This window comes from Methyloversatilis sp. RAC08 (assembly GCF_001713355.1).
In the GTDB taxonomy this organism is placed as follows: Bacteria; Pseudomonadota; Gammaproteobacteria; order Burkholderiales; family Rhodocyclaceae; genus Methyloversatilis.
Genome location: NZ_CP016448.1, coordinates 495,396 through 521,061 on the forward strand (window position 1 = coordinate 495,396; position 25,666 = coordinate 521,061).

Annotated in this window: 15 protein-coding genes; 6 read left to right on the top strand and 9 right to left on the bottom strand. The window is 66.5% G+C overall.

Going from position 1 to position 25,666, the window contains the following annotated elements; all coding sequences use genetic code 11:
• Positions 1 to 12: 12 nt before the first annotated feature.
• Positions 13 to 240 carry a glycine zipper 2TM domain-containing protein gene (locus tag BSY238_RS02290; RefSeq protein ID WP_069037724.1) on the bottom strand — a complete coding sequence of 76 codons (228 nt, stop codon included), beginning with the start codon at positions 238 to 240 and terminating at the stop codon, positions 13 to 15.
• A gap of 664 nt (positions 241 to 904) precedes the next feature.
• On the opposite strand from BSY238_RS02290, the gene BSY238_RS02295 reads away from it, so the two are divergent.
• On the top strand, positions 905 to 1,870 hold the full coding sequence (locus BSY238_RS02295; RefSeq protein WP_069037672.1) for an IS110 family transposase: 966 nt from the start codon (positions 905 to 907) through the stop codon (positions 1,868 to 1,870).
• A gap of 40 nt (positions 1,871 to 1,910) precedes the next feature.
• Here BSY238_RS02295 and clpB read toward each other — a convergent pair whose 3' ends face one another.
• Positions 1,911 to 4,496, bottom strand: coding sequence for an ATP-dependent chaperone ClpB (gene clpB, locus BSY238_RS02300; RefSeq protein WP_069037725.1), 2,586 nt, complete (start codon positions 4,494 to 4,496; stop codon positions 1,911 to 1,913).
• 134 nt (positions 4,497 to 4,630) lie between these two features.
• Here clpB and BSY238_RS02305 point away from each other — a divergent pair, with 134 nt between their 5' ends.
• Positions 4,631 to 6,229, top strand: coding sequence for an acyl CoA:acetate/3-ketoacid CoA transferase (locus tag BSY238_RS02305; protein ID WP_223300238.1), 1,599 nt, complete (start codon positions 4,631 to 4,633; stop codon positions 6,227 to 6,229).
• A 25-nt stretch (positions 6,230 to 6,254) separates the two neighbouring features.
• A complete protein-coding gene (locus BSY238_RS18960; RefSeq protein ID WP_069037727.1) occupies positions 6,255 to 7,085 on the top strand; it encodes a phasin family protein in 831 nt (276 codons plus the stop codon).
• 105 nt (positions 7,086 to 7,190) lie between these two features.
• Here BSY238_RS18960 and BSY238_RS02315 read toward each other — a convergent pair whose 3' ends face one another.
• The 7 genes from BSY238_RS02315 to BSY238_RS02345 all read right to left on the bottom strand — a co-directional run bounded on the left by BSY238_RS02315 (position 7,191) and on the right by BSY238_RS02345 (position 21,223).
• Entirely contained in the window at positions 7,191 to 7,496 is a 306-nt protein-coding gene (locus BSY238_RS02315) for a hypothetical protein (protein WP_069037728.1), read from the bottom strand.
• 114 nt (positions 7,497 to 7,610) lie between these two features.
• Positions 7,611 to 10,520 carry an EAL domain-containing protein gene (locus BSY238_RS02320; protein ID WP_069037729.1) on the bottom strand — a complete coding sequence of 970 codons (2,910 nt, stop codon included), beginning with the start codon at positions 10,518 to 10,520 and terminating at the stop codon, positions 7,611 to 7,613.
• Positions 10,521 to 10,611: 91 nt separating this feature from the next.
• On the bottom strand, positions 10,612 to 12,252 hold the full coding sequence (locus BSY238_RS02325; RefSeq protein WP_083223886.1) for a FecR domain-containing protein: 1,641 nt from the start codon (positions 12,250 to 12,252) through the stop codon (positions 10,612 to 10,614).
• 87 nt (positions 12,253 to 12,339) lie between these two features.
• Positions 12,340 to 13,767, bottom strand: a complete 1,428-nt coding sequence (locus BSY238_RS02330; protein WP_069040393.1) for an efflux transporter outer membrane subunit — start codon at positions 13,765 to 13,767, stop codon at positions 12,340 to 12,342.
• Complete coding sequence (locus BSY238_RS02335) at positions 13,764 to 16,862, bottom strand: multidrug efflux RND transporter permease subunit (RefSeq protein ID WP_069037730.1); 3,099 nt, start codon at positions 16,860 to 16,862, stop codon at positions 13,764 to 13,766. The genes BSY238_RS02330 and BSY238_RS02335 overlap by 4 nt, the downstream gene beginning before the upstream one ends.
• On the bottom strand, positions 16,859 to 19,930 hold the full coding sequence (locus BSY238_RS02340) for a multidrug efflux RND transporter permease subunit (protein WP_069037731.1): 3,072 nt from the start codon (positions 19,928 to 19,930) through the stop codon (positions 16,859 to 16,861). Before BSY238_RS02340 ends, BSY238_RS02335 begins: the two co-directional genes overlap by 4 nt.
• Positions 19,931 to 19,942: 12 nt before the next feature.
• Positions 19,943 to 21,223: an MdtA/MuxA family multidrug efflux RND transporter periplasmic adaptor subunit gene (locus BSY238_RS02345; protein WP_069037732.1), complete on the bottom strand. Its 1,281-nt coding sequence runs from the start codon at positions 21,221 to 21,223 to the stop codon at positions 19,943 to 19,945.
• Positions 21,224 to 21,622: 399 nt separating this feature from the next.
• On the opposite strand from BSY238_RS02345, the gene BSY238_RS02350 reads away from it, so the two are divergent.
• Genes BSY238_RS02350 through BSY238_RS18495 form a run of 3 tightly spaced genes read left to right on the top strand, consistent with a single transcriptional unit; the run spans position 21,623 to position 25,490 of the window.
• Positions 21,623 to 22,885 (top strand): MFS transporter, encoded by a 1,263-nt coding sequence (locus tag BSY238_RS02350; RefSeq protein ID WP_083223887.1) that lies wholly within the window; start codon positions 21,623 to 21,625, stop codon positions 22,883 to 22,885.
• 35 nt (positions 22,886 to 22,920) lie between these two features.
• Positions 22,921 to 25,167, top strand: a complete 2,247-nt coding sequence (gene ggpS, locus BSY238_RS02355; RefSeq protein WP_069037733.1) for a glucosylglycerol-phosphate synthase — start codon at positions 22,921 to 22,923, stop codon at positions 25,165 to 25,167.
• Positions 25,164 to 25,490 carry a hypothetical protein gene (locus BSY238_RS18495; RefSeq protein WP_069037734.1) on the top strand — a complete coding sequence of 109 codons (327 nt, stop codon included), beginning with the start codon at positions 25,164 to 25,166 and terminating at the stop codon, positions 25,488 to 25,490. The genes ggpS and BSY238_RS18495 overlap by 4 nt, the downstream gene beginning before the upstream one ends.
• Positions 25,491 to 25,666: the final 176 nt, after the last annotated feature.

Here is a 25,666-nt window from a genome sequence, read left to right on the forward strand (position 1 = left end):
GCGGTGCGGCGATCAGCGCTTCTTCTTGCCCATTTCGTTGCCGATGGCGCCACCGGCAATCGCGCCGCCGACGGTACCGATCGTGCTGCCGCCGGTCAGCACCGATCCGGCGACACCGCCGGCAGCCGCGCCGATCAGCGCATTGCTTTCGCTCTTGCTCATGCCGGCACAGCCGGTCATCAGCACCGCCATCGCAGACACGATGGCCAGGGTTTTCAGGGAAGGGGTCGGGGTCGTCATCGCAAGTCTCCAGGTTCGTGTATGTCCGCCCCGTCATGCCGATGCGGCACAGGGCTTCGAAACGAGTCTAGAAAAGCGGCAGGGACCCGGGTGTCGGCGGGCAGCGCAGCCACGTGTCAGCGCCGTCCGACACGCAGGGAGGCATCGGACACAACGAGGCCTCGATTCCTTCGTGGGAGGAGCGGCGTGTGGGAGTGAAGTACCCCTCCCTGTGAGAGTGAAGTACCCCTTTGGGAGTGAAGTACCCCTGTGGGAGTGAAGTACCCCTGTGGGAGTGAAGTACCCCTGTGGGAGCGGCGGCCTCGCCGCGATCGTGCCGCGACCATCGCCGTGCAAAGTGCGTATCGCGGCGAGGGCGGCGCGGGGGTTTCGGCGAGCACTGCTCGCCGCCCGCAGAGCCGGCTGGCCATGCAGGGCCAGCAGTGGATCGCCGCTTGTATGTTCTGTCTCGGCAAGTTGTAGTGAGAACTTGTCGGGGTGGAGGGACTAACGCCGCTTCTGGCTTTTGCACAGACCGTGGGAGATATCGTCCCGCCCCTCACCATCGAGCACCCATGAGGAATCCATCGACGCGGCCCTCGCCGGCCCTGATCGACCATATCCTGCAAGCGATTGCCTGGTGAGTCCCGACAAGTCCCTAAACCTTAGTCGGGAGCGCCTGTTCATGACAAGTCAGCCTTCGCCGATTCACATCGGCATCGACGTATCCAAAGCCAGCCTCGATATCGCACTGGGCGAGCACGGCCCGGTGCAGCGCATCGACAACACCCCTCTAGCCATCCGGGCCTGGCTGCGCACCTTGCCCAGCGGCCCGCTGCACATCGGCTGCGAGGCCACCGGCACCTACCACCTCGCGCTGCGCGACGCCGTGATCAAGGCCGGGCACCCGCTCTACCTGATCGACGGCTACCGCCTCTCGCGCTACCGCGGCGCCACCAGCGTGCGGGCCAAGACCGACCCGATCGACGCCCGGCTCATCGCCCGCTACGTCGCCAAAGAGGGCTCGCACCTGCGCCCCTACACGCTGCCGCCCGAGGCCACGCAACGCGTGCAGCAACTGCTGCGTCGTCGCGCCACCCTGGTCCGGACCGCCGTCATCTTGCGCCAGAGCCTGTTCGATCTGCCCGGCTTCAAGCGCGAGGTGCGCGCCTTGCTGGCCAAGGCCGACCGGCTCGCCCAGCAGATTCAGGCCCAGATCGTGGAAAAGCTCAAAGCCAGCGACTGGATCGACGATCACCGCCGCTGCCAGGGTATCGAAGGCGTCGGTCCGCTGAGCGCCGCCGCCTTGTGCGCGACCTTCCATCGGGGCGCCTTCAAAAGCGCAGACGCCTTCATCGCCTATCTCGGGCTCGATGTGTGCGTGCGCCAATCGGGAAACCAGAACGCCCGCGGCACCCTGAGCAAAAAGGGCGACCCGGAGGTGCGCCGACTCCTGCACAACGCCGCCATGGCAGCCAGCCGCTCAGCCACCTGGAAACCCTTCTATCAGGCCTGCATCGCTCGCGGATTCTCCTGCACTCAGGCCCTCGTCGCACTCGCGAGAAAGATCGCTCGCGTTGCGTTCTCTCTCATGAAAACCGGCTCGCAATACCAACCCAGGGAGCACAAAAACACTTGTGCTCAGACATAGAATCTCCCACAGCCGCCCACAGGGGCGGCGCCGATCGCGCTCAGTTCGGCTTGCGGAAACTGAAGTGACCGCCGGCGTCCAGATCGACGACGATCACATCCTTCGGGCCGAAGCTGCCCTCCAGAATGCGCTTCGACAGCGGGTTCTCGATGTGCTCCTGGATCGCGCGCTTGAGCGGCCGTGCGCCGAACACCGGATCGAAGCCGGCCTTGCCCAGCTCGGCCAGTGCGGCATCCGACACCTGCAGCCCCATGTCGAGCTTGGCCAGGCGCTTTTCCAGATAGCCGAGCTGGATCTTCGCGATGCTCTGGATGTTGCTTTCATCCAGCGCGTGGAACACCACCACTTCATCGATCCGGTTGATGAATTCCGGGCGGAAGAATGTTTTCACCTCGCCCATCACCGCCAGCTTCACCACCGCGTAATCCGAGCCCGACATCTGCTGGATCATCTGGCTGCCGAGGTTGGAGGTCATCACGATGACCGTGTTCTTGAAATCCACGGTGCGGCCCTGGCCGTCGGTCATGCGACCGTCGTCGAGCACCTGAAGCAGCACGTTGAACACGTCCGGATGCGCCTTTTCGACCTCGTCGAACAGGATGACGCTGTAAGGCTTGCGCCGCACCGCCTCGGTCAGGTAGCCGCCTTCGTCATAGCCGACATAGCCCGGCGGCGCGCCGATCAGGCGGCTCACCGAATGCTTCTCCATGAATTCGCTCATGTCGATGCGGATCAGGTGGTCTTCCGAATCGAAAAGGAATTCGGCCAGCGTCTTGCACAGTTCGGTCTTGCCGACACCGGTCGGGCCGAGGAACAGGAAGCTGCCGTACGGGCGGTTCTCGTCCGACAGCCCGGCGCGCGAACGGCGGATCGCGTCGGACACGAGGCGCACCGCCTCGTCCTGACCGATCACGCGCCGGTGCAGCCTGTCTTCCATCATCAGCAGCTTTTCGCGTTCGCCCTGCATCATCTTGCTGACCGGAATGCCGGTCGCGCGCGACACCACCTCGGCGATTTCCTCGGCGCCGACTTCGGTGCGCAGCAGCTTGTTGGCGGGCTTCGCCGAACCGGTCTTTTCGGCCTGCTTCAGCTGCGCTTCGAGCTGGGGCAAGGTGCCGTACTGCAGTTCGGCCAGCTTGTCGAACTGGCCCTTGCGCTGCAGATCGGCCATCTGAGCTCGCACCCTTTCGATCTCTTCGCGGATGTGGCTGCTGCCGGCAACCTGCGCCTTCTCGCTTTTCCAGATTTCTTCGAGGTCGTTGTATTCGCGCGCCAGCCGGGCGATTTCTTCCTCGATCAGGCCGAAGCGGCGCTGTGACGCCTCGTCGGTTTCGCGCCGCATGGCTTCGCGCTCGATCTTCAGCTGGATCAGCCGGCGGTCGAGCTTGTCCATCACCTCGGGCTTGGAATCGATTTCCATCTTGATGCGCGCGGCCGCCTCATCGATCAGGTCGATCGCCTTGTCCGGCAGGAAGCGGTCGGTGATGTAGCGGTGGCTCAGCTCGGCCGCGGCGACGATGGCCGGGTCTGTGATTTCGACGCCGTGATGCAATTCGTATTTTTCCTGCAGGCCGCGCAGGATGGCGATGGTCGCTTCCACGCTCGGCTCGTCGACCAGTACCTTCTGGAAGCGGCGTTCGAGCGCGGCGTCCTTTTCGATGTACTTGCGGTATTCGTCCAGCGTGGTGGCGCCGATGCAGTGCAGCTCGCCGCGCGCCAGCGCCGGCTTGAGCATGTTGCCGGCATCCATCGCGCCCTCGCCCTTGCCGGCGCCGACCATGGTGTGCAGTTCGTCGATGAACATGATGATGCGGCCTTCATCCTTGGCCACTTCATTGAGCACGTTCTTGAGCCGTTCCTCGAATTCGCCGCGGTACTTGGCACCGGCCAGCAGGCCAGCCATGTCGAGCACCAGCACGCGCTTGCCCTTGAGCGTTTCCGGCACTTCGTCATTGACGATGCGCTGCGCCAGACCTTCGACGATGGCGGTCTTGCCGACGCCCGGCTCGCCGATCAGCACCGGATTGTTCTTGGTGCGCCGCTGCAGGATCTGGATCGCACGGCGGATTTCATCGTCGCGGCCGATCACCGGGTCGAGCTTGCCGGCGGCCGCGCGCTCGGTCAGGTCGACGCAGTACTTCTTCAGCGCCTCACGCGAGCCTTCGGCTTCCGCGCTGCCGACCGACGAGCCGCCGCGCACCTGTTCGATCGCCTTTTCCAGCGTCGCGCGGTCCAGCCCCGACTGCTTCAGCAGACGGCCGATATCGCCCTTGTCGCTGGCCGCAGCAAGCAGGAACATTTCGGACGCGATGAACTGGTCACCGCGCTTCTGCGCCTCGCGGTCGGCGAGGTTCAGCAGATTGGTCAGGTCGCGCCCGATCTGCACCTCGCCGCCGTGCCCCTCGACGGTCGCGATGCGCGACAGCGCCTCGTCGACCGACTTCTTCAGCGGTGCGACATTGGCGCCAGCGCGCTGCAGCAGCGAACTGGTGGCACCGTCGTCCTGGTTGAGCAGTGCGAGCAGCAGGTGGGCCGGCTCGATGTACTGGTGATCACGACCGACTGCAACGCTCTGGGCGTCGGCGATGGCCTGCTGGAATTTGGTGGTCAGTTTGTCGAAACGCATTGGGAGTCTCCCTAATCATGGTCTGCACGCTATCTGGGGCAGACACTGCGCTTTTCAATCGGGCGGCGCTTGATGCGGATCAATTCGCGACGCACAGGCCGCGATGGCTCCGGTACAGTGAGCCGGTCCGACACATGTCCTTCACGATGACTGCAACGCCCAAGACTGCCAGCAAGATCATGAGTGCCGCCGAGGCGGTTGCCCGCATTCCCGACGGCGCGAGCGTGGCCACCACCGGTTTCGTCGGCATCGGCTTCGCCGAACATGTGGCGATCGCAATCGAACAGCGCTTCATCGCCGAGCAGCATCCACGCGACCTCACGCTGGTCTATGCGGCAGGTCAGGGCGATGGCCACTCGCGCGGTTTGAACCATTTCGGCCACGAAGGTCTGGTGAAGCGGGTGATCGGCGGCCACTGGGGACTGGTACCGCGGCTGCAGGCGCTCGCCGTGGCCAACCGCATCGAAGCCTGGAACCTGCCGCAAGGTGTGATTTCGCAGCTGTTCCGCGACATCGCGGCGCATCGACCGGGCCAGCTGACGCGCGTCGGCCTCGATACCTTCGTCGACCCGATCCATGGCGGTGGCCGGATCAACGCGATCACGACCGAAGACCTGGTCACCCGCATGCGCATCGGCGAGGAGGACTTCCTCTTCTACAAGGCCTTTCCGGTGACGGTCGCACTGGTGCGCGGCACCACCGCGGACACCGACGGCAACGTGACGATGGAGCGCGAGGCACTGACACAGGAGGCGCTGGCGGTCGCGATGGCGGCGCACAACTCGGGCGGTCTGGTCATCGTGCAGGTGGAACGCGTCGCTGCGCGCGGCTCGCTGCATCCACGCCAGGTGAAGATTCCCGGCGTGCTGGTCGATTGCGTCGTCGTGGCACCACCCGAACATCACATGCAGACCTTTGCCTCGCACTACAACCCCGCGTATTCGGGCGAAGTGCGGCTGCCGCCGGGCTCACATGCGGCGATGCCACTGGATACCCGCAAGGTGATCGCGCGCCGCGCCGCACTTGAACTGCGACCCGGCGACGTCGCGAATCTGGGCATCGGCATGCCTGAAGGCGTGGCCGCAGTGGTGGCCGAAGAAGGCCTGAGCGATGCCGTGACGCTGACCGCCGAACCGGGCGTCATCGGCGGCATTCCTGCTGGCGGGCTCGACTTCGGGGCGGCGGTGAACACCCAGGCGGTGATCGACCAACCCTATCAGTTCGATTTCTACGACGGTGGCGGCCTGGACATCGCAGTGCTGGGTCTGGCGCAGGCGGACGCCGAGGGCAATCTGAACGTGTCCCGCTTCGGATCGCGCCTGGCCGGCGCTGGTGGTTTCATCAACATTTCGCAGAACGCCCGCAGACTTGTCTTTGCCGGCAGCTTCACGACCGGCGACAGCAACATCGCGGTCGAACGGGGCGCGCTGCGCATCCGGCGCGATGGCGACCGGATGAAGTTCGTGCAGGCGGTCGAGCACCGTACGTTCAGTGGTCGCGAGGCACGCCGCCGCGGTCAGCAGGTGCTTTACGTCACCGAGCGCTGCGTGTTCCGTCTGACCGACAGCGGGCTCGAACTGATCGAGATCGCACCGGGCATCGACCTCGAGCGCGACGTGCTGGCCCGCATGGCCTTTGTGCCCGTCATTTCATCGTCGCTGCGGACGATGGATCCGGGCATCTTTGCCGATACCGTCATGGCGCTTGACGCGCAGTGGCGGCAGAATCGCTGACATTCACCTCACAAGGAGTCGTGCCATGAGCAATCCCGAGCAGATGTCGGAGCTGCAGAAGAAGAACATCGAGGCGGCGATGCGTCTGGCGCAGCTGTCGATGGAAAATTCGCAGCGCATCATGCAGCTGCAGGTCGCGACCGCCCGCGCACTGTTCGAAGAAAGCGTTGCCAACGCTCGTGCGCTGGCCGATGTGCGCGAACCGGCGAATCAGGTGGAACTGCGGTCGCAACTGGCTCGCTCGACCACCGAAAAGATGCTCGGCTGCGCGCGACAAATTGCGGAAATCACATCTGAGACGCAGGCGGAATTCGGCCGGCTGGTCGGAGAACAGCTGAACAGCGGCGGCTCCGACCTGATGGACAGCCTGCGCAAGCTGCTGGCCGGCATGCCGATCACCAGCACGCAATCGATGGGTTCGATGCAGGAAGCCATCGACAAGGCACGCGGCGCGTTCGAACAGATCAGCGCGCTGACGCGCAGTGCGTTCGAGCAGTTTGCCGGCGGCGCGACGGCTGCACCGGCGCGCCCCAGGATGGCCGCGGAAGCCGCTGCGAAGCCCGCTGCGCCGAACAGGGTTGCGACACCGAAGCCGACCACGGCACCGACGGTTGCCGCTGCGCCGGTCTCACCTGCCGCAAGACAGGCAGCGCGGCCGGCCGCGAAAGCGGTGCGCAAACCCGCCGCAAAGCCGGCTGCTGAAAAACCTGCCGCCAGCCCGGTCGTCAAACCCGCCGCCAAGGCTGCTAAGCCTGCAGTGAAAACTGCCGCCAAACCGGTTGCGCCAGCCAAGTCAGCAGCGACCAGGGCCGCAACATCCAAGCCCGCCGCGACACGCACCAAGAAAGCCAGCTGATCGGCGCTGCCGCGACGCCGGCGGAATGCAAAAAGACCCGGGTGGCTTGAGCCACCCGGGTCTTTTTTTTCGCAGGCTGCTGACCGGAGAACCGGTCCGGCAAATTTACTTGCCCAAGCCCTTGAACGATGCCATTGCGGCCTGACCGGCTTCGGTCGCGAACGCGGTGAATGTCTGGCCCTGCGCCTGCAGCAGCTTGAACAGCGCGGTGTTGGCTTCCACGTTGAAGCGGATCAGCTCTTCCGGGGTCTTCAGGCTGGCGGCCTTCTGCGCTTCGGACTGGAAGAAAGCCATCAGCTCTTCGCCGGACTTCTTCTGCAGTTCGATCGACTTGGCAATGGTCTGGGCCTGAATTGCCATCAATGTCTGAACGGCTTCCATCGGCTTCTGAAAATCGGGTTTTGTCGTCATGGTGTGTCTCCTTTGGTTATGTTGCAGTGCAACAATATACACAGATTACCCCTTCCGGTCCGGATGTCAATCACTTTCTGATTCTGTCACTTCAGCCTCCCTTCGCCGTTCCGTTCAGGACTTGATCAGCCTCAGTGCGCGCGGCTCGCTGCGCTGCTTGCTGCCCAGGATATTGTTTGCGAGCAGGTCGGCCGCACTGAGCGGCCGCGAGAACAGATAGCCCTGGACGACATCGCAGCCCTGCGCCGACAGCCGCGACAGCTGTTCGTCGTTTTCGACACCTTCCGCCACGACCCGCATGCCCAGACCATGTGCCAGCGCGATCGTGGCGCGCACGATGGCCTCGTCGTCGGCGTCGCGCACCAGATCGCGCACAAAGGAGCGATCCACCTTCAGTTCGTCGATCGGAAAGCGCTTCAGATAGGACAAGGACGAATAACCGGTACCGAAGTCGTCGACCGACAGCGACACACCAAGTGCGTGAATGTCCGCCAGCAGCGCCGCGACATGATCGACGTCGCTCATCGCAGTGGTTTCCGTCAGCTCCAGTCGGAGCAGCGACGGTTCGATGCCGGAGCGGGTCAGCGCTTCCGACACGCGACGCACCAGCGAACGCCCGAGGCACTGGCGCGCCGACACATTCACGGCGACCGGTACGACGTTCAGCCCCTGACGCGACCATTCGGCGATCTGCCGGGTGACGGCCTGCAGCACCCAGTCGCCGATTTCCTCGATCAGGCCGGACTCTTCGGCGACCGCGATGAAATCGACCGGTTGCAGCAATTCGCTTCCCGCCCCCGTTGTGCCGCCTTCACGCCGGAAACGAAGCAGAGCTTCAAGCGCCGACAGACGACCGGTCGCCAGTTCGTACTGTGGCTGGTAATGCACTTCGAAGCGATTCTGCTCGAGCCCGTGGCGCAGGTCCGACTCGAGCTCGATCCAGTCGCGCGTGCCGGCACTCATGTCATGCGCGTAGAAGTGAATGGCCGCACCGGCCTGTGACTTGCTGCGATACATCGCGGTATCGGCCATGGCAAAGAGCACGTCAGGATCGCTGCTGTCTTCGTGCGCGATGGCGACGCCGATGCTGCACGAGAAGCGGAAGTCGACGCCGTCGAGCGTGATCGTCTGGCCGACCGCATGCATCACCTTGGACGCCACGCGCGACACGGCGTCGCGATCGCCCAATCCCTGCAGGATGATCATGAATTCGTCGCCACCCCAGCGCGCCACCGTGTCGCTCGCGCGACATACTGTGCGCAGCCGGCTGGCCAGCGTGGTCAGCACGGCGTCACCCTGTTGGTGACCCAGACTGTCGTTGATGCGCTTGAAGCGATCGAGGTCGACGAACATCACGGCCACCACGCCCGCGTCGCGCTGCGCGAGCACCTGGCGCAGCCGGTCGCGCAGCAGGAGGCGGTTCGGCAGGCCGGTCAGCGCGTCGTGCGTTGCCTGATGTGCCAGACGTTCAGCCGCATCCACGGTATCGCTGACATCATTGAGCACCAGCACGACGCCTTCGATGCGACCCGATGCATCGAACAGCGGGCTGGCCGAAAGGCGCAGCGCACGCGCCGGGCCGTCGCGGCCCGCCGGCATGTTGACGTGACCCGGCCGTGTCACCGATCTGGCGCTGTCGCGACAGCGCTCCGCCAGCGCCGTCGTTTCGATCAGCAGATCGCGGCCAAGTACGACCAGGTCGCCGAGCGCCCGCCCCTGCACGTGATCGATGGTCGAACCGACCAGCGCCAGCGCCTGCCGGTTCAGATAGCGGACGTGCAACTGCATGTCGAGCCGGAACACCGCATCTGAAATCGCCTGCAGCGTGGCATCGGCGCGGGCATTGGCACGGTTGAGGCGCAATCCGAGGCGCAGCGACTGGATGGCCAGCCAGCCGAGCGCACCCAGTGTGACGGCGATCGCAACGCTGCTGGTTCCCAGCCAGCGGGACAGGCCATCGAGCAGCACGAATGTGCCCAGCCAGGGCAGCAGCACGGCCGCTACCACCAGCGCGACATCGCGCATGCGGCGTTTCGGCCCCACCCAGGTGACGGCGCCAAGCAGGAGCAGACCGGCGAACAGGCTCCAGCGCGGCGAAAGCGGTGTCACGACTGCGCCATCGCTCAGTGCCCTGTAGGCACGCGCATGAAAATCCACTGATGTCATCGGTGCGCCGTGGCCGGACATCGGCGTCGCCAGCGGCACGCCCAGCCCCGCCGCCGTGACCCCGACCAGCACGGTGCGACCGCGCAGGGTTTCCGGCGGCACCCGCCCGACCAGCAGGTCGACCGCTGGTATGTGTCGCAGCGGCCAGTCATGCGACGACGGCAGCACGATGACTTCATGGTCGCGCACCCACCGCCTTGCGGCGGTGGCCCCGCCATCATGCTGCCGACCCAGACCGGCCAGCGGGCGCGGCGGCTGTGACACATCCAGCAGCGCCCACGCGAATGCCGGCCATTGCGGGCGGTGTTCGCCGGCTTCCAGAAAGAGGCGTCGCGCCAGCGCATCGGCGTCGAGTTCGACATCGACATGGCCAAGCCGCGCTGCCGCTGCAGCCAGCGCCGGCAGCGGCAGCAGCGTGTCGATGCCGCCACCCCGCCGCGCCACCGGTGCAACCGGCAGCACCACATTGCCGGCGTGCGCAATCGCTTCGGCCAGGCGCTCGTCTTCGCGCGGGTCCGGCGACGGCTCGGCGAACATGACCGGATACCCGATGCCGGCCACACCGGCACGGTTCAGCGCATCGATCAATTCGGCATGGCGCGAGCGTGGCCAGGGCCATGCGCCCAGTGCCTTCAGGCTGGCCTCATCGATGGCAATCACCAGCGGCGCACTGACTGCGCTGGCCGGCGCGTCGGCCGATACGCCCTGCGTCACCAGCAGATCGTGCACCAGCAGGTCAGCGCGTTCCAGCGCACGCGGCGACAGGGCATGCAGCACCAGCAGAAGGGCGATCGCAGCCAACCAGGGCATGCGCCCATGGTCGAGCAGCACGGCGGCGATGCGCTGAGCTGCTTTCATTTGACGGATCCGGTGGCAGACCGGTGGCCCGACCTTTCCGCAAACCCGCCGCAGCAGTCTTTCGGCTCAACAAGCTTCATGCAGGCTCCTGTCAGAGCAACAAAAGCAGCGGCAGCAGCCACCACGGTTGAAACGACGGCGGCGGCTCGGGCACGGTAATGGCCTGCACCGGCGCCCAGTCACCTTCGACGCCATCAGCGGCGAAGCTGCGCACGCGCAGCAGGTAGCGTCCGGGCGCGGCATCGCGCAGCAGGTAGCCGGCGCGTTCGAGCCGGGTATCGACCAGCGGCTGAGCGAAGTCATCGCGCGTCGCAATCTGCAGCTGGTAACTCACGCCCTCTCCGGCACTGCGCCAGCGCAGCGCCAGCCCGTCGGGCGACGCCTCCGGTGCTTCCATCGCCGGGCCGGGTTCGGGGCGCCGGAACGGCTGCGGGTCACTGAATGGCCCGGCCCCCTCGTCGGGGTTGCTGCTCGCCACGCGCCAGAAGTAGCTGCCGGGTGGCAATGCGGCATCGGACGCATACGCCGGCTCGGTGAGATCACGCTGGTCGACGATCAGGCTGTCGAAGCGTTCGCTCGCCGACACCTGCAGACGCCAGCGTTCGTCTGCACGCGACCGGCTCCAGCTCATCGCCGGCCGGTCGTCGCTGATGCGGGCATTCGGCGCCGGGCTGACCAGCACCGGCGGTTCCGGTCGTGCGTCCAGCGTCAGCGGCCATTCCACATCGCGCCCTTCGAGGCCGGTCGCATCGATGCCGCGGACACGAACGCGGTACTCGCCGTCGGGCAGCGTGGCGACTGCAACGGCGGCCTGAGATGCGGTACGGTCGGACAGCACGATGTCGAAGCGGTCATCCGGCGCGACCTGCACACGGTAGGCGGTGGCGTCGGCGAGCGGCGGAAAGGGCAGATTGAGCGGCAGACGGTCGGTGAACAGGATCTGCGCCGCGGGCGCGGGCAGCAACGTACGCGGTGGCGCAATGGGCGCACCGCGCACGGCCGACGCACCCTGGCCGGCAGCCACCTGCTGTTCGCCCGCCGCATTGCCGAAGGCGACGCGACCTTCGATCACCTCGTTGCGCGTATCGGCGTCACCGGCATGCACGCGAAAGCGCGTACCGCGCACGGCGGCGATCGCGGCCGGCGTGTCGATTTCGAACCGGCTCGCCGTGCCGCTGCGCGGCACCACCAGACTTTCCAGCGAACCGCGCAGCAGGTCGAGCCGCACCCAGGATCCGGCACCAACCGCAAAGTCGGCCGATTGGCGCACGCCCAGTTCGCTGCCCGGACGCAGTTGTACGCGGCTGCCGTCACTGAACGCCAGCGCCGCACTGCCGGCTTCGCCAGTCAGCACGCGCGCGCCAACGGCCAGCAACTGGCCAGCCACCGCTGCGCTGCGCTGCCCGTCTGCACCGATCACGACCACGTCGCCCTGCACCGCGTCGAGCTTCACCTCGCGCGTGCGCAGTTTCAGCCAGCCTTCGGGAATCAGCAGCCGGGTACCGGGCTGCATGCGGCGCGGTTCGGTGATGCGGTTGTAGCGCTGGATGCGCGGCCAGTAGGAAAGATCCTTCAGATAGCGCTGGGTGAGGTTCCACGGGTTGTCACCCTCGCGGACGACATAGGCGAAATCGGCCGCCTGTGCCGACGACGCAGGAATGACCAGCGTCGGCACCAGCGACAGCGCTAGCAGAATGAACAGGAAACCGGCGGGCAGCGGTGGGACGGGCATCGGAACCTCGAGCGCGCAGCGGCGAAGGACATATGCCTGAATCCTAGTCGCATCGAACCACGCTCGCCATCCGTCGTCCGGCCTAGCTCAGGGTGCCGCGGCCAACCCCTGCCAGCCACCGCCGACCGCCTTGTTCAGCAGCGCGCTGGCCGAGAATTGCCGGCCGCGCAGCTGGGCCAGACCGCGCTCGTTGTCGAGTGCGGTGGTCTGGGCGGTGATCACTTCGGTGTAGTTGGCGATGCCCGCGCGGTAGCGGTTCAGCGCCAGCGCTTCCGCCTCGCGCGACGCTTCGAGCGCCTGCGCGCGCAGCGCCGCTTCGTCTTCCAGCAGACGCAGCGCGCTCAGATTGTCTTCCACTTCCTGCAGCGCACCGAGCACGGTCTGCCGGTACTGGGCGACCGTTATGTCATGTGCGGCACGCGCCGATTCGATCTGCGCATCGCGCCGGCCGCCGTCATAGACCGCCTGCGCCACGCTCAGGCCGAACGACCACACCAGGTTGGATGCCGAAAACCACTGCGCGAACTGGTTGCCGGCATAGCCGGTCGAGGCATTCAGTGTCAGTGACGGGAACCACGCCGCCTGCGCCACGCCGATGCGCGCATTGGCTGCCGCGACGCGGCGTTCGGCCGCTGCGACATCGGGACGCCGCTCGAGCAGCGTTGACGGCAGACCGACCGGCGTGGCCGGGGGTGCCGTTGGCCAGTCGGCCGATTCCAGCGCGAAGGCCGATGGCGGCGCGCCGATCAGCACCGCGATCGCGTTCTGCAGCTGGGTCCGCGTCAGATCGAGATCGACCGCCTGCGCCTGCGCAGCGCGCAGCTGCGCCAGTGCCTGCACCTCGTCACCGCGCGTCGACACGCCGGCCGCGACGCGGTTGCGCGCCAGTTCGAGCGCGCGCTCGAAGGATGCGACGGTGCGTCGGTACAGGTCGCGCTGATGGTCGGTCGCACGCAGCTGGAAGTAGTTCTGCACCAGCTCGGCATGCAGGCTCAGTCGCACCGACGCCAGGTCGCCGGCACTGCCATCGAGTTCGGCGCCGGCGGCTTCGACCTCGCGACCGATGCGCCCCCACAGATCCGCTTCCCAGCTGGCGTCCAGTCCGAGCTGGGTGGTGTTGGACTGGTTTGCCGAGCGGCCTTCGATCGCCGCACCGCGGCTGCGCCGGGCCGCCGCCGTCAGCCCGATTTCAGGTGTGTAACCGGCGCGCGCGAGCTGTGCGGCCGCGCGCGCCTGGCGGAAGCTGCCGAGCGCGGACTGCAGGTCGGGGTTGGCCGCGTCGAGCCGGACGATCAGGTCATCGAGCACCCGGTCGCCATAGGCGCGCCACCATTCGCCGCGCGGCAGATGGTCGGCCGGCTCGGCCGGCTTCCAGCCTTCGGCGGCACGGAAATCGGCCGGCATGTCGAAGGCCGGTCGCTGGTGATCGGGACCGATCGAGGTGCACCCGGCGGCAAACAATGCCAGCAGGAGTGCGCACAGGACAGGAGAAGAACGGGGGAGCAGCGTATTCATGGCGTCACCGTGCGGCCGCGGCCGGCAAACCACCGGCGGCTGTAGCGGCTGAAACGTTCGAGATAAAGATAGGTGACCGGCGTCGTGTAGAGCGTCAGCAACTGGCTCACCACCAGGCCGCCGACTACCGCAATGCCCAGCGGCTGGCGCAGTTCGGAGCCTTCGCCGAAGCCGATGGCCAGCGGCAGCGCACCGACCATGGCGGCCAGCGTGGTCATCAGGATGGGCCGCAGCCGCATCAGGCAGGCCTCGCGGATCGCCTCGTGCGGCGCGCAACCGCGGTTGCGTTCGGCATCGAGCGCGAAGTCGATCATCATGATGGCGTTCTTCATGACGACGCCGATCAGCAGCAGCAGGCCGATGATGGCGATCAGCCCGAATTCGATGTTGAACGCCATCAGCGCAAGGATGGCGCCAATGCCGGCCGACGGCAGCGTGCTCAGGATGGTCAGCGGATGAATCAGGCTTTCGTACAGGATGCCGAGCACCAGATAGACCGCGATGATGGCACCCAGCACCAGCAGCGGCTGGTTCGACAGCGACTGCTGGAAGGCGCGCGCCGAACCCTGGAAACCCGCGTTGACGCTGGCTGGCACGCCGATCTTCCGCATTGCGGTGCGGATGGCTTCCATGCCCTGCGCCAGCGTCACGCCCTCGGCGGTACCGAAGGAGATGGTCGTCGACACCTTGCCGCCCAGATGCGAAATCGACAGCGGCATGGTGCCCTGGGTCACCCGCGCGAAACTGTCCAGCGGCACCAGCTGGCCGTCGGCGCCGGCGACGCGCACCGCATCGAGCGCCGAAATGTCCTGCGCGCGCGCCGGATCGACCTCGAGCACCACCTTGTACTGATTCAACGGTTCGTACAGCGTGCTGATCTGGCGCTGCGCAAAGGCGTCGTTGAGCACCTGGTTCACGCCGCCCGGCGTGATGCCCAGCCGCGCCAGCGTGTCGCGGTCGTACACCAGCAGGGTTTGCGAGGCGCGGTCCTCCTGGTCGGTCGATACATCGACCAGCTGAGGCAGGTCGCGCATGGCAAAGCGCACCTTCGGCTCCCATTCGCGCAGCACGCGCAGGCTGTCGGCGGTCAACGTGAACTGGTATTGCGAGGACGAGCGCAGGCCGCCGATGCGCAGATCCTGCGCCGCGACGAGAAACAGCGACACACCTTCGATGCGCCCCAGCTTGCCGCGCAGCCGGCCGATCACCTGATCGGCCGTTGCATCGCGCTCGGACAGCGGCTTCAGATTGACGAAGAAACTGGCGTTGTTCGCACCGCCACCGCGCCCGCCGCCGGTGAAAGCGCTGACATTGGCCACCGCCGGATCGGCGCGCACCACCTCGACCGCCTGCTCCATCTTCTTCGCCATCACCTGGAAGGACGTGGTCTGGTCGCCGCGCAGGCTGCCGAACAGGCGGCCGGTGTCCTGATTCGGAAAGAAGCCCTTGGGCACGATGACGAACAGCCACAGGTTGAGCGCGATCGCGCCGGCGAAGATCAGCATGACGATGCGCGTGTGGCGCAGCGCCCAGTCGAGACTGTGCGAATAGGCAAGCTGGATGTCGTCGAACACGCGCGCCAGCGCGCGCTGCCAGCGTGCTTCCTGTTCGACCGGCCGGTGGCGCAGCAGGCGCGCCGCCAGCATCGGCGCCGCGGTCAGCGACACCACCATGGACACCAGCACGGCGACCGACAGCGTGAGCGCGAATTCGCGGAACAGCCGGCCGACGATGCCGCCCATCAGCAGGATGGGGATGAATACCGCCACCAGCGACAGGCTGATCGCGACCACCGTGAAGCCGACCTCGCGCACGCCCTTCACCGCCGCTTCGAAGGGTTTCATGCCACGCTCGATGTGGCGCGCAATGTTCTCGATCACCACCACCGCATCGTCCACCACGAAGCCGGTGGCGATGGTCAGCGCCATCAGCGACAGGTTGTTCAGGCTGAAGCCGAGCAGGTACATCACCGCCAGACTGCCGGCCAGCGACACCGGCACGACGATGGCCGGGATCAGCGTGGCGCGTGCGTTGCGCAGGAACAGGAACACCACCAGGATGACCATGCCGACCGCGATCGCCAGCGCGATCTCGACCTCGCGCAAGGCGCTGCGTATCGTGGTCGAACTGTCCGACACGATTTCGAGACGGGCCGAGGCCGGCAGGCTGGCCGCCAGTTCAGGCATCAGCGCATGCACCCGCTCGACCGTCTCGATCACATTGCTGCCCGGCCGCTTGGTGACGACCAGCAGTACCGTGGGCTTGCCATTGGTCAGGCCGAGGTTGCGCACGTCCTGCACCGATTCGGTCACCGTCGCGACATCGCCCAGGCGCAGCGTGGCGCCCGAGGTGTGACGCAGGATCAGCGGCACATAATCGGCTGCGCGACGCACCTGGTCATTGGCGTCGATCTGCCAGTAGCGGTCGCCTGATTCGACAAAACCCTTGGGACGATAGACATTGCTTTCGTTGATGCGCGCGCGCACGTCTTCCAGCGTCAGGCCGTGCTGATGCAGCGCATCGGGATTGACCTGCACACGCACCGCCGGTGGCGCACCGCCACCCACGGTCACTTCACCGACACCCGGAATCTGCGCCATCTTCTGCGCCAGCACGGTCGAGGCAATGTCGTACAGACGCGGAATCGGCACCGTGTCGGAGGTGATCGCGAGAATCATGATCGGCGCGTCGGCCGGATTGACCTTGCGATAGCTCGGATTGGACGGCAGGCTGGTCGGCAGGCTGGCGCGCGCAGCATTGATCGCCGCCTGCACGTCGCGCGCTGCGCCCTCGACATCGCGCTCAAGTTCGAACTGCAGCGTCACCCGGGTGTTGCCCTGCGAACTGCTCGACGTCATTTCGGTGACGCCGGCAATGCGGCCCATGGTGCGTTCCAGCGGTGTCGCCACGGTCGCCGCCATCACTTCCGGACTGGCGCCGGGCAGCGACGCACTGACCGATATGGTCGGGAAGTCGACCTGCGGCAGTGCGGCCACCGGCAGCAGCACGAAGGCCAGCGCGCCGGACAGCGCGATCGCCGCCGTCAGCAGCGTGGTCGCCACCGGCCGATAGACCGACCAGGCCCAGCCACTCACGCCCGATGCTCCTGCGCCGCAGGGCCGCGTGTCGCGAACAGCCGGCCGAATGCAAGATAGATGACCGGCGTGGTGTACAGCGTCAGCACCTGACTCACCAGCAGTCCGCCGACCATGGTCAGACCCAGCGGGTGGCGCAGTTCGGAACCCATGCCGCCGCCGAGCATCAGGGGCAGCGCACCGAGCAGAGCCGCCATCGTGGTCATCAGGATGGGGCGCAGGCGCAGCAGGCAGGCTTGGTAGATCGCGTCGCGCGGCGCCATGCCCTGCGTGCGTTCGGCGTCGAGCGCGAAATCGATCATCATGATGGCGTTCTTCTTGACGATGCCGATCAGCAGGATGATGCCGATCACCGCAATCATGTCGAGCGCGTGGCCGGTGCCGAGCAGCGCCAGCAGCGCGCCGATGGCGGCCGACGGCAGCGTGCTCAGGATGGTCAGCGGGTGGATGAAGCTTTCGTACAGCACGCCGAGCACGATGTACATGGTGGCCACCGCGGCGAGGATGAGCCACAGCGTATCGCTGAGCGAAGCGCGGAAGGCTTCGGCCGAGCCCTCGTAGGTCACGCTCAATGTGGCCGGCATCGCGAGCGTACGGCGCGTGGCGTCGATGGCGTCGACCGCCTCCCCCAGCGACACGCCGTCGGGCAGGTTGAATGACACCGTGGCGGCCGGAAACTGGCCCTGTCGACCGATCGACAGGCGGGCTGGCCGCTCTTCGACGCGCACCAGACTGCCCAGCGGAATCTGCTCGCCGGTGGCCGACATCACATGGATCTGCGATATCGCTTCCGGGCCCTGCTGGAACTGCGGCTGCACTTCCAGCACCACGCGGTACTGGCTCGACTGCGTGAAGATGGTCGAAATCAGGCGCTGGCCGAAGGCGTTGTACAGCGCGGCATCGATGTCGGCCACGGTCACGCCGACACGGGCGGCGGCAGCGCGGTCGATGTTCACATAGGCCTGCAGGCCGCCGGTCGTCAGATCGGTGGTGACGGCAGACAGCTTGTCCGACTGCTGCAGCGCGGCGACCAGCTTCGGCACCCATTCGAGCAGGTCGTCCTGATTGGTGGCCTGCACGACGAACGGATACTGCGCGCGACTGACCCGGTCCTCGATCGTCAGATCCTGCACCGGCTGCAGGTGCAGCGTGATGCCGGGCACTTCGCGCGCCCGCTCTTCCAGACGGCGGGCGATTTCGGGCGCGCGTGCCTCGCGGTCAGCCAGCGGTTTGAGACGGATCTGCATGCGGCCGGTGTTCAGCGTCGGGTTCTGACCATCGACGCCGATGAAGGAACTGAGGTTCTCCACATTCGGGTCGCGCAGCAGCACTTCGGCCAGCGCCTGCTGGCGCGCGCTCATGGCCGAGAACGACACCGTCGGTTCGGCTTCCGATATGCCCTGGATCAATCCGGTGTCCTGCACCGGGAAAAAGCCCTTCGGCACCGCGAGGTAGAGCAGCGCTGTCAGCACGAAGGTGGCCACGGTGACGGCCAGCGTCAGCGGCTGATGATCAAGCACCCAGCGCAGCGTGCGCGAATAGCCGGCCAGCAGGCGCGCATACCAGCCCTCATCGGCTTGCTGCGCCGGTTCGGGCTTCAGAAGGCGCGCCGCCATCATCGGCGTCAGCGTCAGCGACACCACGGCCGACAGCAGGATGGCGATGGTCAGCGTGAGCGCGAATTCGCGGAACAGCCGGCCGACCACGTCCTGCATGAACAGCAGCGGAATCAGCACCGCCACCAGCGACACGGTGAGCGAAATGATGGTGAAGCCGATCTGCTTCGCGCCGTCGAGTGCAGCCTGCATCGGCGTCTTGCCCTGTTCGAGGTGACGCGCGATGTTCTCTGTCATCACGATGGCGTCGTCGACGACGAAGCCGGCGGCGATGGTCAGCGCCATCAGTGTGAGGTTGTTCACCGAAAAGCCGGCCATGTACATGAAGGCGAAGGTGCCGACCAGCGACAGCGGCACCGCCACTGCCGGAATGACCGTGGCGCGCACATTGCGCAGGAACAGGAAGATGACCAGCACGACGAGTGCGACGGCCATCACCAGTTCGATCTGCACGTCGCGCACCGAGGTGCGGATCGATTCGGTGCGGTCGGTCAGCACGGCCACATCGACCGCGTCGGGCAGCGAGGCCTGCAGCTCCGGCAGCAGCGCCTGGATGCGCGACACCACGTCGATCACGTTGGCCCCCGGCTGGCGCTGGATGTTCAGGATGAGCGACGGCGTCTGGTTGGCCCAGGCGGCCAGCAGCCGGTTTTCCGGTCCATCGACCACCTCGGCGACGTCCTCGAGCCGGATCGGCGCGCCGTTCTTCCACGCAATCACACTCTTCCGGTATTCGGCCGCCGACCGCAGCTGGTCGTTGGCATCCAGCGTGGTGGCGCGGGTCGGCCCGTCGAAACTGCCCTTGGCCTGGCTGGAACTGGTGCTGACGACGGCGGCGCGCAGTTGCTCAAGACTGAGGCCGTATGAAGCGACCGCCGACGGATTCACGCGGACCCGAACGGCGCGCCGCTGGCCGCCTGAAATGCTGACCAGCCCGACGCCCGACTGCTGCGAAATCTTCTGCGCCAGGCGCGTGCTGACGGCCTCTTCGAGCAGATGGAGCGGCAGCGCATTGGAACTGATGGCCAGCGTCATCACCGGCGCATCGGCCGGATTGACCTTGCTGTAGACCGGTGGTGCCGGCAGTTCCTGCGGCAGCAGCGTCGCCGCGGCATTGATCGCCGCCTGCACCTCCTGCTGCGCGGTATCCAGCGAAATGTTCAGACCGAAGCGCAGCGTCACCACCGATGCGCCGGCCGAACTGACGGAATTCATCTGCACCAGCCCCGGCATCTGGCCGAACTGGCGCTCCAGCGGCGAGGTGATCAGCGAAGTGGTGAGCTCGGGGCTGGCCCCCGGGTAGAAGGTGACCACCTGCATCGTCGGGTAGTCGACCTGCGGCAGTGCCGACACCGGCAGCAGCCGGTAGGCGATGAAGCCGGTCACCAGCAGCGCGATCATCAGCAGCGAGGTCGCCACCGGACGCAGGATGAACAGTCTGGACGGATTCATGGACGTGACCGGTCAGCGCGCCGGCGCGGCGTCGCGACGCCCCGGCTGCGCCGCGTCCGGCTTGCCGGCACGGGCGCCGGCGGCCGGCGCGTCGTCGATCTTCACCTTGTCGCCTTCGCGCAGGCGATCGACGCCATCGGTGACGACGCGCTCACCGGGCTGCACGCCTTCGGTCACCTGCTGCAGTTCGCCGGCCAGCGTGCCGGTCTTCACCGGCCGCATCGCCACCGTCAGGTCGTCACCGACGACGTACACGAAGGTGCCGCTGGCGCTGCGCTGAATCGCGGTGACGGGTACCACGACGGCAGCGGACACCGTGTCGACGCGTACGCGCACATTGACGAACTGGTTCGGAAACAGCACGTCGTCCCGGTTTTCGAACATCGCCTTCGCCTTGACGGTGCCGGTGGCGACATCGATCTGGTTGTCGAGGATGCGCAGCGTGCCGGTGGTGAGCACCTTGCGGTTCTCGCGGTCCCACGCTTCGACCGCCAGACCGCCGCGCTGCGCAATGGCGGCGCGCACCGCCGGCAGTTCCGGCGCCGGCAGCGAAAACACGACCGAAATCGGCGCTTCCTGCGTGATGGTCAGCAGGCCTTCGGTATCCGACGCGCGCACGATGTTGCCCGGCGTCGCCTGGCGCAATCCGACGCGCCCGCTGATCGGCGCCGTGATGCGCGCATAGCTCAGCGACAGCTGCGCCGCCGCGATGCTTGCGTCGTCTGCCTTGATCGCGGCTTCGTACTCGCGCACCAGCGCCTGCTGGTTGGTCACCTGCTGGGTCGCGATCGAATCCTGCTTCAGCAGCGTTTCGTAGCGGTTCAGGTCTTCCCGCGCATTGGTCAGCAGCGCCTGGTTGCGCAGCTTCGCTGCCTGCGTCTGCGCCAGTTCGACTTCGAAGGCACGCGGATCGATCAAGGCCAGCAGATCACCTTTCTTCACCCGCTGGCCTTCGGTGAAATGGAGCGAGCGCAGCTCGCCTTCGACCCGGCTGCGCACCACGACACTTTCGATCGGCGTCACCGTACCGAGCGCACTCACCGTCACCGGCAGATCCGCCAGCGTGGCCAGTGCGGTACCGACCCTTGATTCGCCACCGAAGCGACGACCTGCAGCACCGGGTGCGCCGGATGCCGGACCGGCCGGCCGGGCGCCCGGCGGTCCGCCGCCTTCGGCAGGCGCACCGGTGCGCTCCCGCGCAAGAAACCAGCCGGCCGTCAGACCGGCCAGTACCAGCAACATCAGGATCCAGGGCCAGCGTGGCTTGCGAATAACGGGGGGCGTAGTCGTCATGGAATATCGGTCGAAGTGAAATCGGTGGCGCAGGGCGCAAGCCGCGGGAAATCGAATGCCCCGGGCTCGACGCGATGCCATTGTCGGCTGCGCATGTTAATCACGTCGCGGCGCGCCGGGCGGACTTGTGAATGGACTGTGAACGGCGATGAGCGCTCGTCACCGGGTCGCCCGATAGCGCCATGTGTCGATGCCGCGACGCGGTGTTGAGCGGCGCCCGGCACATGGGGTTCCGCAGGCGACGAAATTGCGTCTGGTAAACTAGGCGAGTCGTTCACAGGCTCAGCCAGCAGTTCCACCGCGCGGCCCTGCGTTTTTCCGCGGGACACCCCGTCCCGCTGTCCGGTTTCACACCCTGCGTCAGGTCGCTTCCACTCCGTCTTTCGGGAGAGCGAAGCCTTGCTTGTCCATCTGCTGCCACTTGCGGCACTTCTGTCCGGCGTTGCCCTGCTGTTGCTGGGCAGCGGCCTGCTGACCACCCTGCTTGCCGTGCGCGGCGGCATCGAAGGCTTCGGCAGCCCCTTCATGGGACTGCTCGGGTCGATGTTCTTTGCCGGCTTCCTGATCGGCACCCATGTCGCGCCGCGCATGATCCGTCGTGTAGGGCACGTCCGCGCGTTCGCCTTCTTCACGTCGGCGGTGGCCTGCGCCGTGCTGCTGCACGAAATGCTGGTCGTGCCCTGGGTGTGGGCGCTGGTCCGGCTGCTGACCGGTATTTCCATGGTCGGGCTGTACACCATCGTCGAAAGCTGGCTGAACAGCCAGTCAGCGCCGGCGCAGCGCGCGCGCGTGTTTTCGGTCTACATGGGCGTCAATCTGGGCGCACTGGCACTGTCGCAGCAATTGCTGCATCTGGGGCCGGCCAGCGGTCACGTTCTGTTCGGCCTGGCGGCGCTGCTGGTGTCGGCGGCCGTGATGCCGGTGGCCGCGACCCGGCTGAACCAGCCGTTGCTCGACCACAGCGCTTCGGTCGACCTGAAAAGCCTGTACGCCAAGGCGCCGATCGCGCTTTCTGCGGCCTTTGCGTCAGGCCTCGCGATGGGTGCCTTCTGGGGTCTGGGCGCGGTGTGGGCGGACGGCCACGGCATCGGGCATCAGGGCATCGCGGCCTTCATGACCGCCACCATCCTGGGGGGTGCGCTGTTCCAGTGGCCTATCGGTCTGATGTCCGACCGCATGGACCGCGGACGCGCGATCGCACTGGTGTCGCTGGGCGCCACGCTGTGCGCCATCGGCCTGATGCTCGCGGGCAGTCGGGGGACGCTGGCGCTCAGCCTCGCCGGCTTCGTCTATGGCGGCTTCGCCTTCTCGCTCTATCCGATGGCGGTCGCCCGAATGATCGACCGGCTGCAGCCGCACGAAGTGCTTTCGGGCAGCAGCAGCCTGCTGCTGATACACGGCGCCGGTGCAGCCGCCGGCCCGCTGCTCGCCGGGTTCGCCATGGCACTGGCCGGCGACGCGGCGCTGCCGCTGTGGTTTGCCGCGACCCAGGGCGCGCTGGCGATCGCCGCCTCGTCGCTGTTGCGCCGACTCACGCCGGACATTGCCCATCAGACCCGCTTCCAGCCCATGGTGCGCACCGCATCGACCGCCTTCGACATGGTCGAGGGCGCACACCCCGACGACCTTCCTTCCACTCGACCCAGCACGGAGACCCGCTGACCCGAACCCGCAACCTGCCCTGAAAGGACTTCATCATGCTCCTCGCCACCGATCTGGACGGCACCTTCCTCGCCGGCGACCCCGAAGCGCGCCTGCGCCTGTACCAGCGCATCGCAACCGACCCCGAAGTGACACTCGTGTTCGTGACCGGACGCGGCCTCGAAGCCGTGCTGCCCATCCTGTCCGACCCGACGATACCGGTGCCGCACTACATCATCGCCGACGTCGGCGCGACCGTAGTCGACGGCGGCACACGGCAGGCGGTGCAGCCGCTGCAGTCGACGATCGATGTCGTATGGCCGGGTGAGCTCGCCGTGACCGAAGCGCTGGCCGGCTTCGAGCGGCTGCAGCGGCAGGAAGTCCCGCAGCAGCGGCGCTGCTCCTATTTCTGTGATGGCGATGCGGTGACCGAAGACATCCACGCCGCGGCGGCGGCACTCGGCTGCGACGTGCTGTATTCGGCCGACCGCTATCTCGACATCCTGCCGCCCGGCGTGAACAAGGGCAGCACACTGCGCAAGCTGGTGCGCCATCTGGGCATCGACCCCGAACACGTGCTGGTGGCCGGCGATACGCTGAACGACCTGTCGATGTTCGAGCAGGGCTTCCGCGGCGTGTGCGTCGGTGAATCGGAACCGGCGCTGCTGGCGGCGACGACCGACCGCTCGCGCATCCTGCATGCATCGCGCATCGGCTGCGGCGGCATCATCGACGCACTGCGCAGCTTCCGCATGATGCGCTTCGATCCGGTCGGTCCGGTCACCGGCGCCGGCGACGCCGAGCTGGTCATCGTCTATCACCGGCTGCCGTACGAGGAATACGTCGAAGCGGACAGCGTGAAGCAGCGCCGCCCGAGTTCGCCCAACGGCATCATCCCGACGCTGCTCAGCTTCTTTGCGGAAGGCCGGCAGGGCTCGTGGGTCGCCTGGTCAACACTCAATGCGGAATCGACCGATTTCGAAGTGCACACCACGGTCGATCGCCAGCGCTATCCCAATCTGACCTGCGCCCGCGTCGCGCTGGACAAGACCGACGTCGACATCTTCTACAAGCGCTTTTCGAAGGAGGCGTTCTGGCCGACGCTGCACACCTTCTGGGAGCGCGCGCAATTCCGCGAAGACCACTGGCAGGTGTTCCTGAAGGTGAACCGGCTGTTCGCCGAACGCAGCGCAGCCGAGGCGGCACCCGGTGCGACCGTCTGGCTGCACGACTACAACCTGTGGATGGTGCCGGCGGCGCTGCGCGAGATGCGGCCCGACCTGAAGATTGCCTTCTTCCACCACACCTACTTTCCGTCGGCCGACGTGTTCAACGTTATGCCGTGGCGGCGCGACATCGTCGGCAGCCTGCTGCAATGCGACTACATCGGCTTCCACATTCCACGTCAGGCCGAGAATTTCGTCGACGTGGCGCGTGGCGTGGCGCCGCTGAAAGTGCTCGAGTCGCGCAATTGCGCACCGCGCTTCCTGACCTATGGCTGCGCAGTCGGGCTGGACGAAATGACGACGGCAATCGAGGTGCATGGCCGCCGGATCGGCATCGGCGCCCATCCGGTCGGACTGGACGTGCAGCGTGTCGGACGCCTGCTCGCCGACCCGGCAACCGCCCGGCGCGTGGACAGCCTGCGTCACGAACTGGACGGTCGCCGGGCCATCCTGTCGGTCGAACGGCTCGACTACACGAAGGGCACGCTGGAAAAACTGCTCGCCTTCGAACAGCTGCTGGAGCGCTATCCGGAAATGCGCCAGAAGGTCACGCTGATCACCGTGTGCGTGCCGGCCGCGAGCGAAATGACCATCTACCGCGCGCTGCAGACACAGATCGAGCAGGCGGTCGGCCGCATCAACGGCCGCTATTCGAGGGTGGGCTGGACACCGGTGCAGTTCTTCTTCCGCGCCATTCCGTTCGAGGAACTGATCGCCTACTACGCGGTGGCCGATGTCATGTGGATCACGCCGCTGCGCGATGGCCTCAATCTGGTTGCCAAGGAATTCGTCGCGGTGCAGGGACTGATGCAGGGCGGCGGCGTGCTGGTGCTGTCCGAATTCGCCGGCGCCGCCGCCGAACTGCACGGCGCTGTGCTGACCAATCCGCACGACATCAACGATCTGCGCGAGAAGTGCTACTACGCGCTGAACATGCACCGCGCCGAAGCCGAATCACGTCTGCGCGAACTGCTGGCCATCGTGCAGTACAACGATGTGCATCGCTGGGGGCAGGAGTTTCTGGCGGCCGTCGATGCGACCGTGGGCGCGCCTGCGCCGGTATCGCAGAGGGCGTGAGCGAAGGATTCCGCAGGTCGGGCAGAAACGCCGCAGCGGCATCTGCCCTGCGGGAGCTGTCCCTGTGGGAGCTGTCCCTGTGGGAGCTGTCCCTGTGGGAGCTGTCCCTGTGGGAGCTGTCCCTGTGGGAGCTGTCCCTGTGGGAGCTGTCCCTGTGGGAGCTGTCCCTGTGGGAGCTGTCCCTGTGGGAGCTGTCCCTGTGGGAGCTGTCCCTGTGGGAGCTGTCCCTGTGGGAGCTGTCCCTGTGGGAGCGGCGGCCTCGCCGCGATACGCACGACGCGCAGCGACCATCGCACTTCGCGCTACGACCATTGCGGCACTGATCGCGGCGAGGCCGCCGCTCCCACAAAACCACCGCCGCTTACACAAAACCGCCGTAGCTCGCACAAAACCGCCGCAGCTCGCACAAACCGATGCAGCTCCGGGGAAACCGTCGCTGCACCTGCAGGCGGCGCCGCATGGGCGCCACGCCCACCGGAACCGCTCCCACAGACCGCCG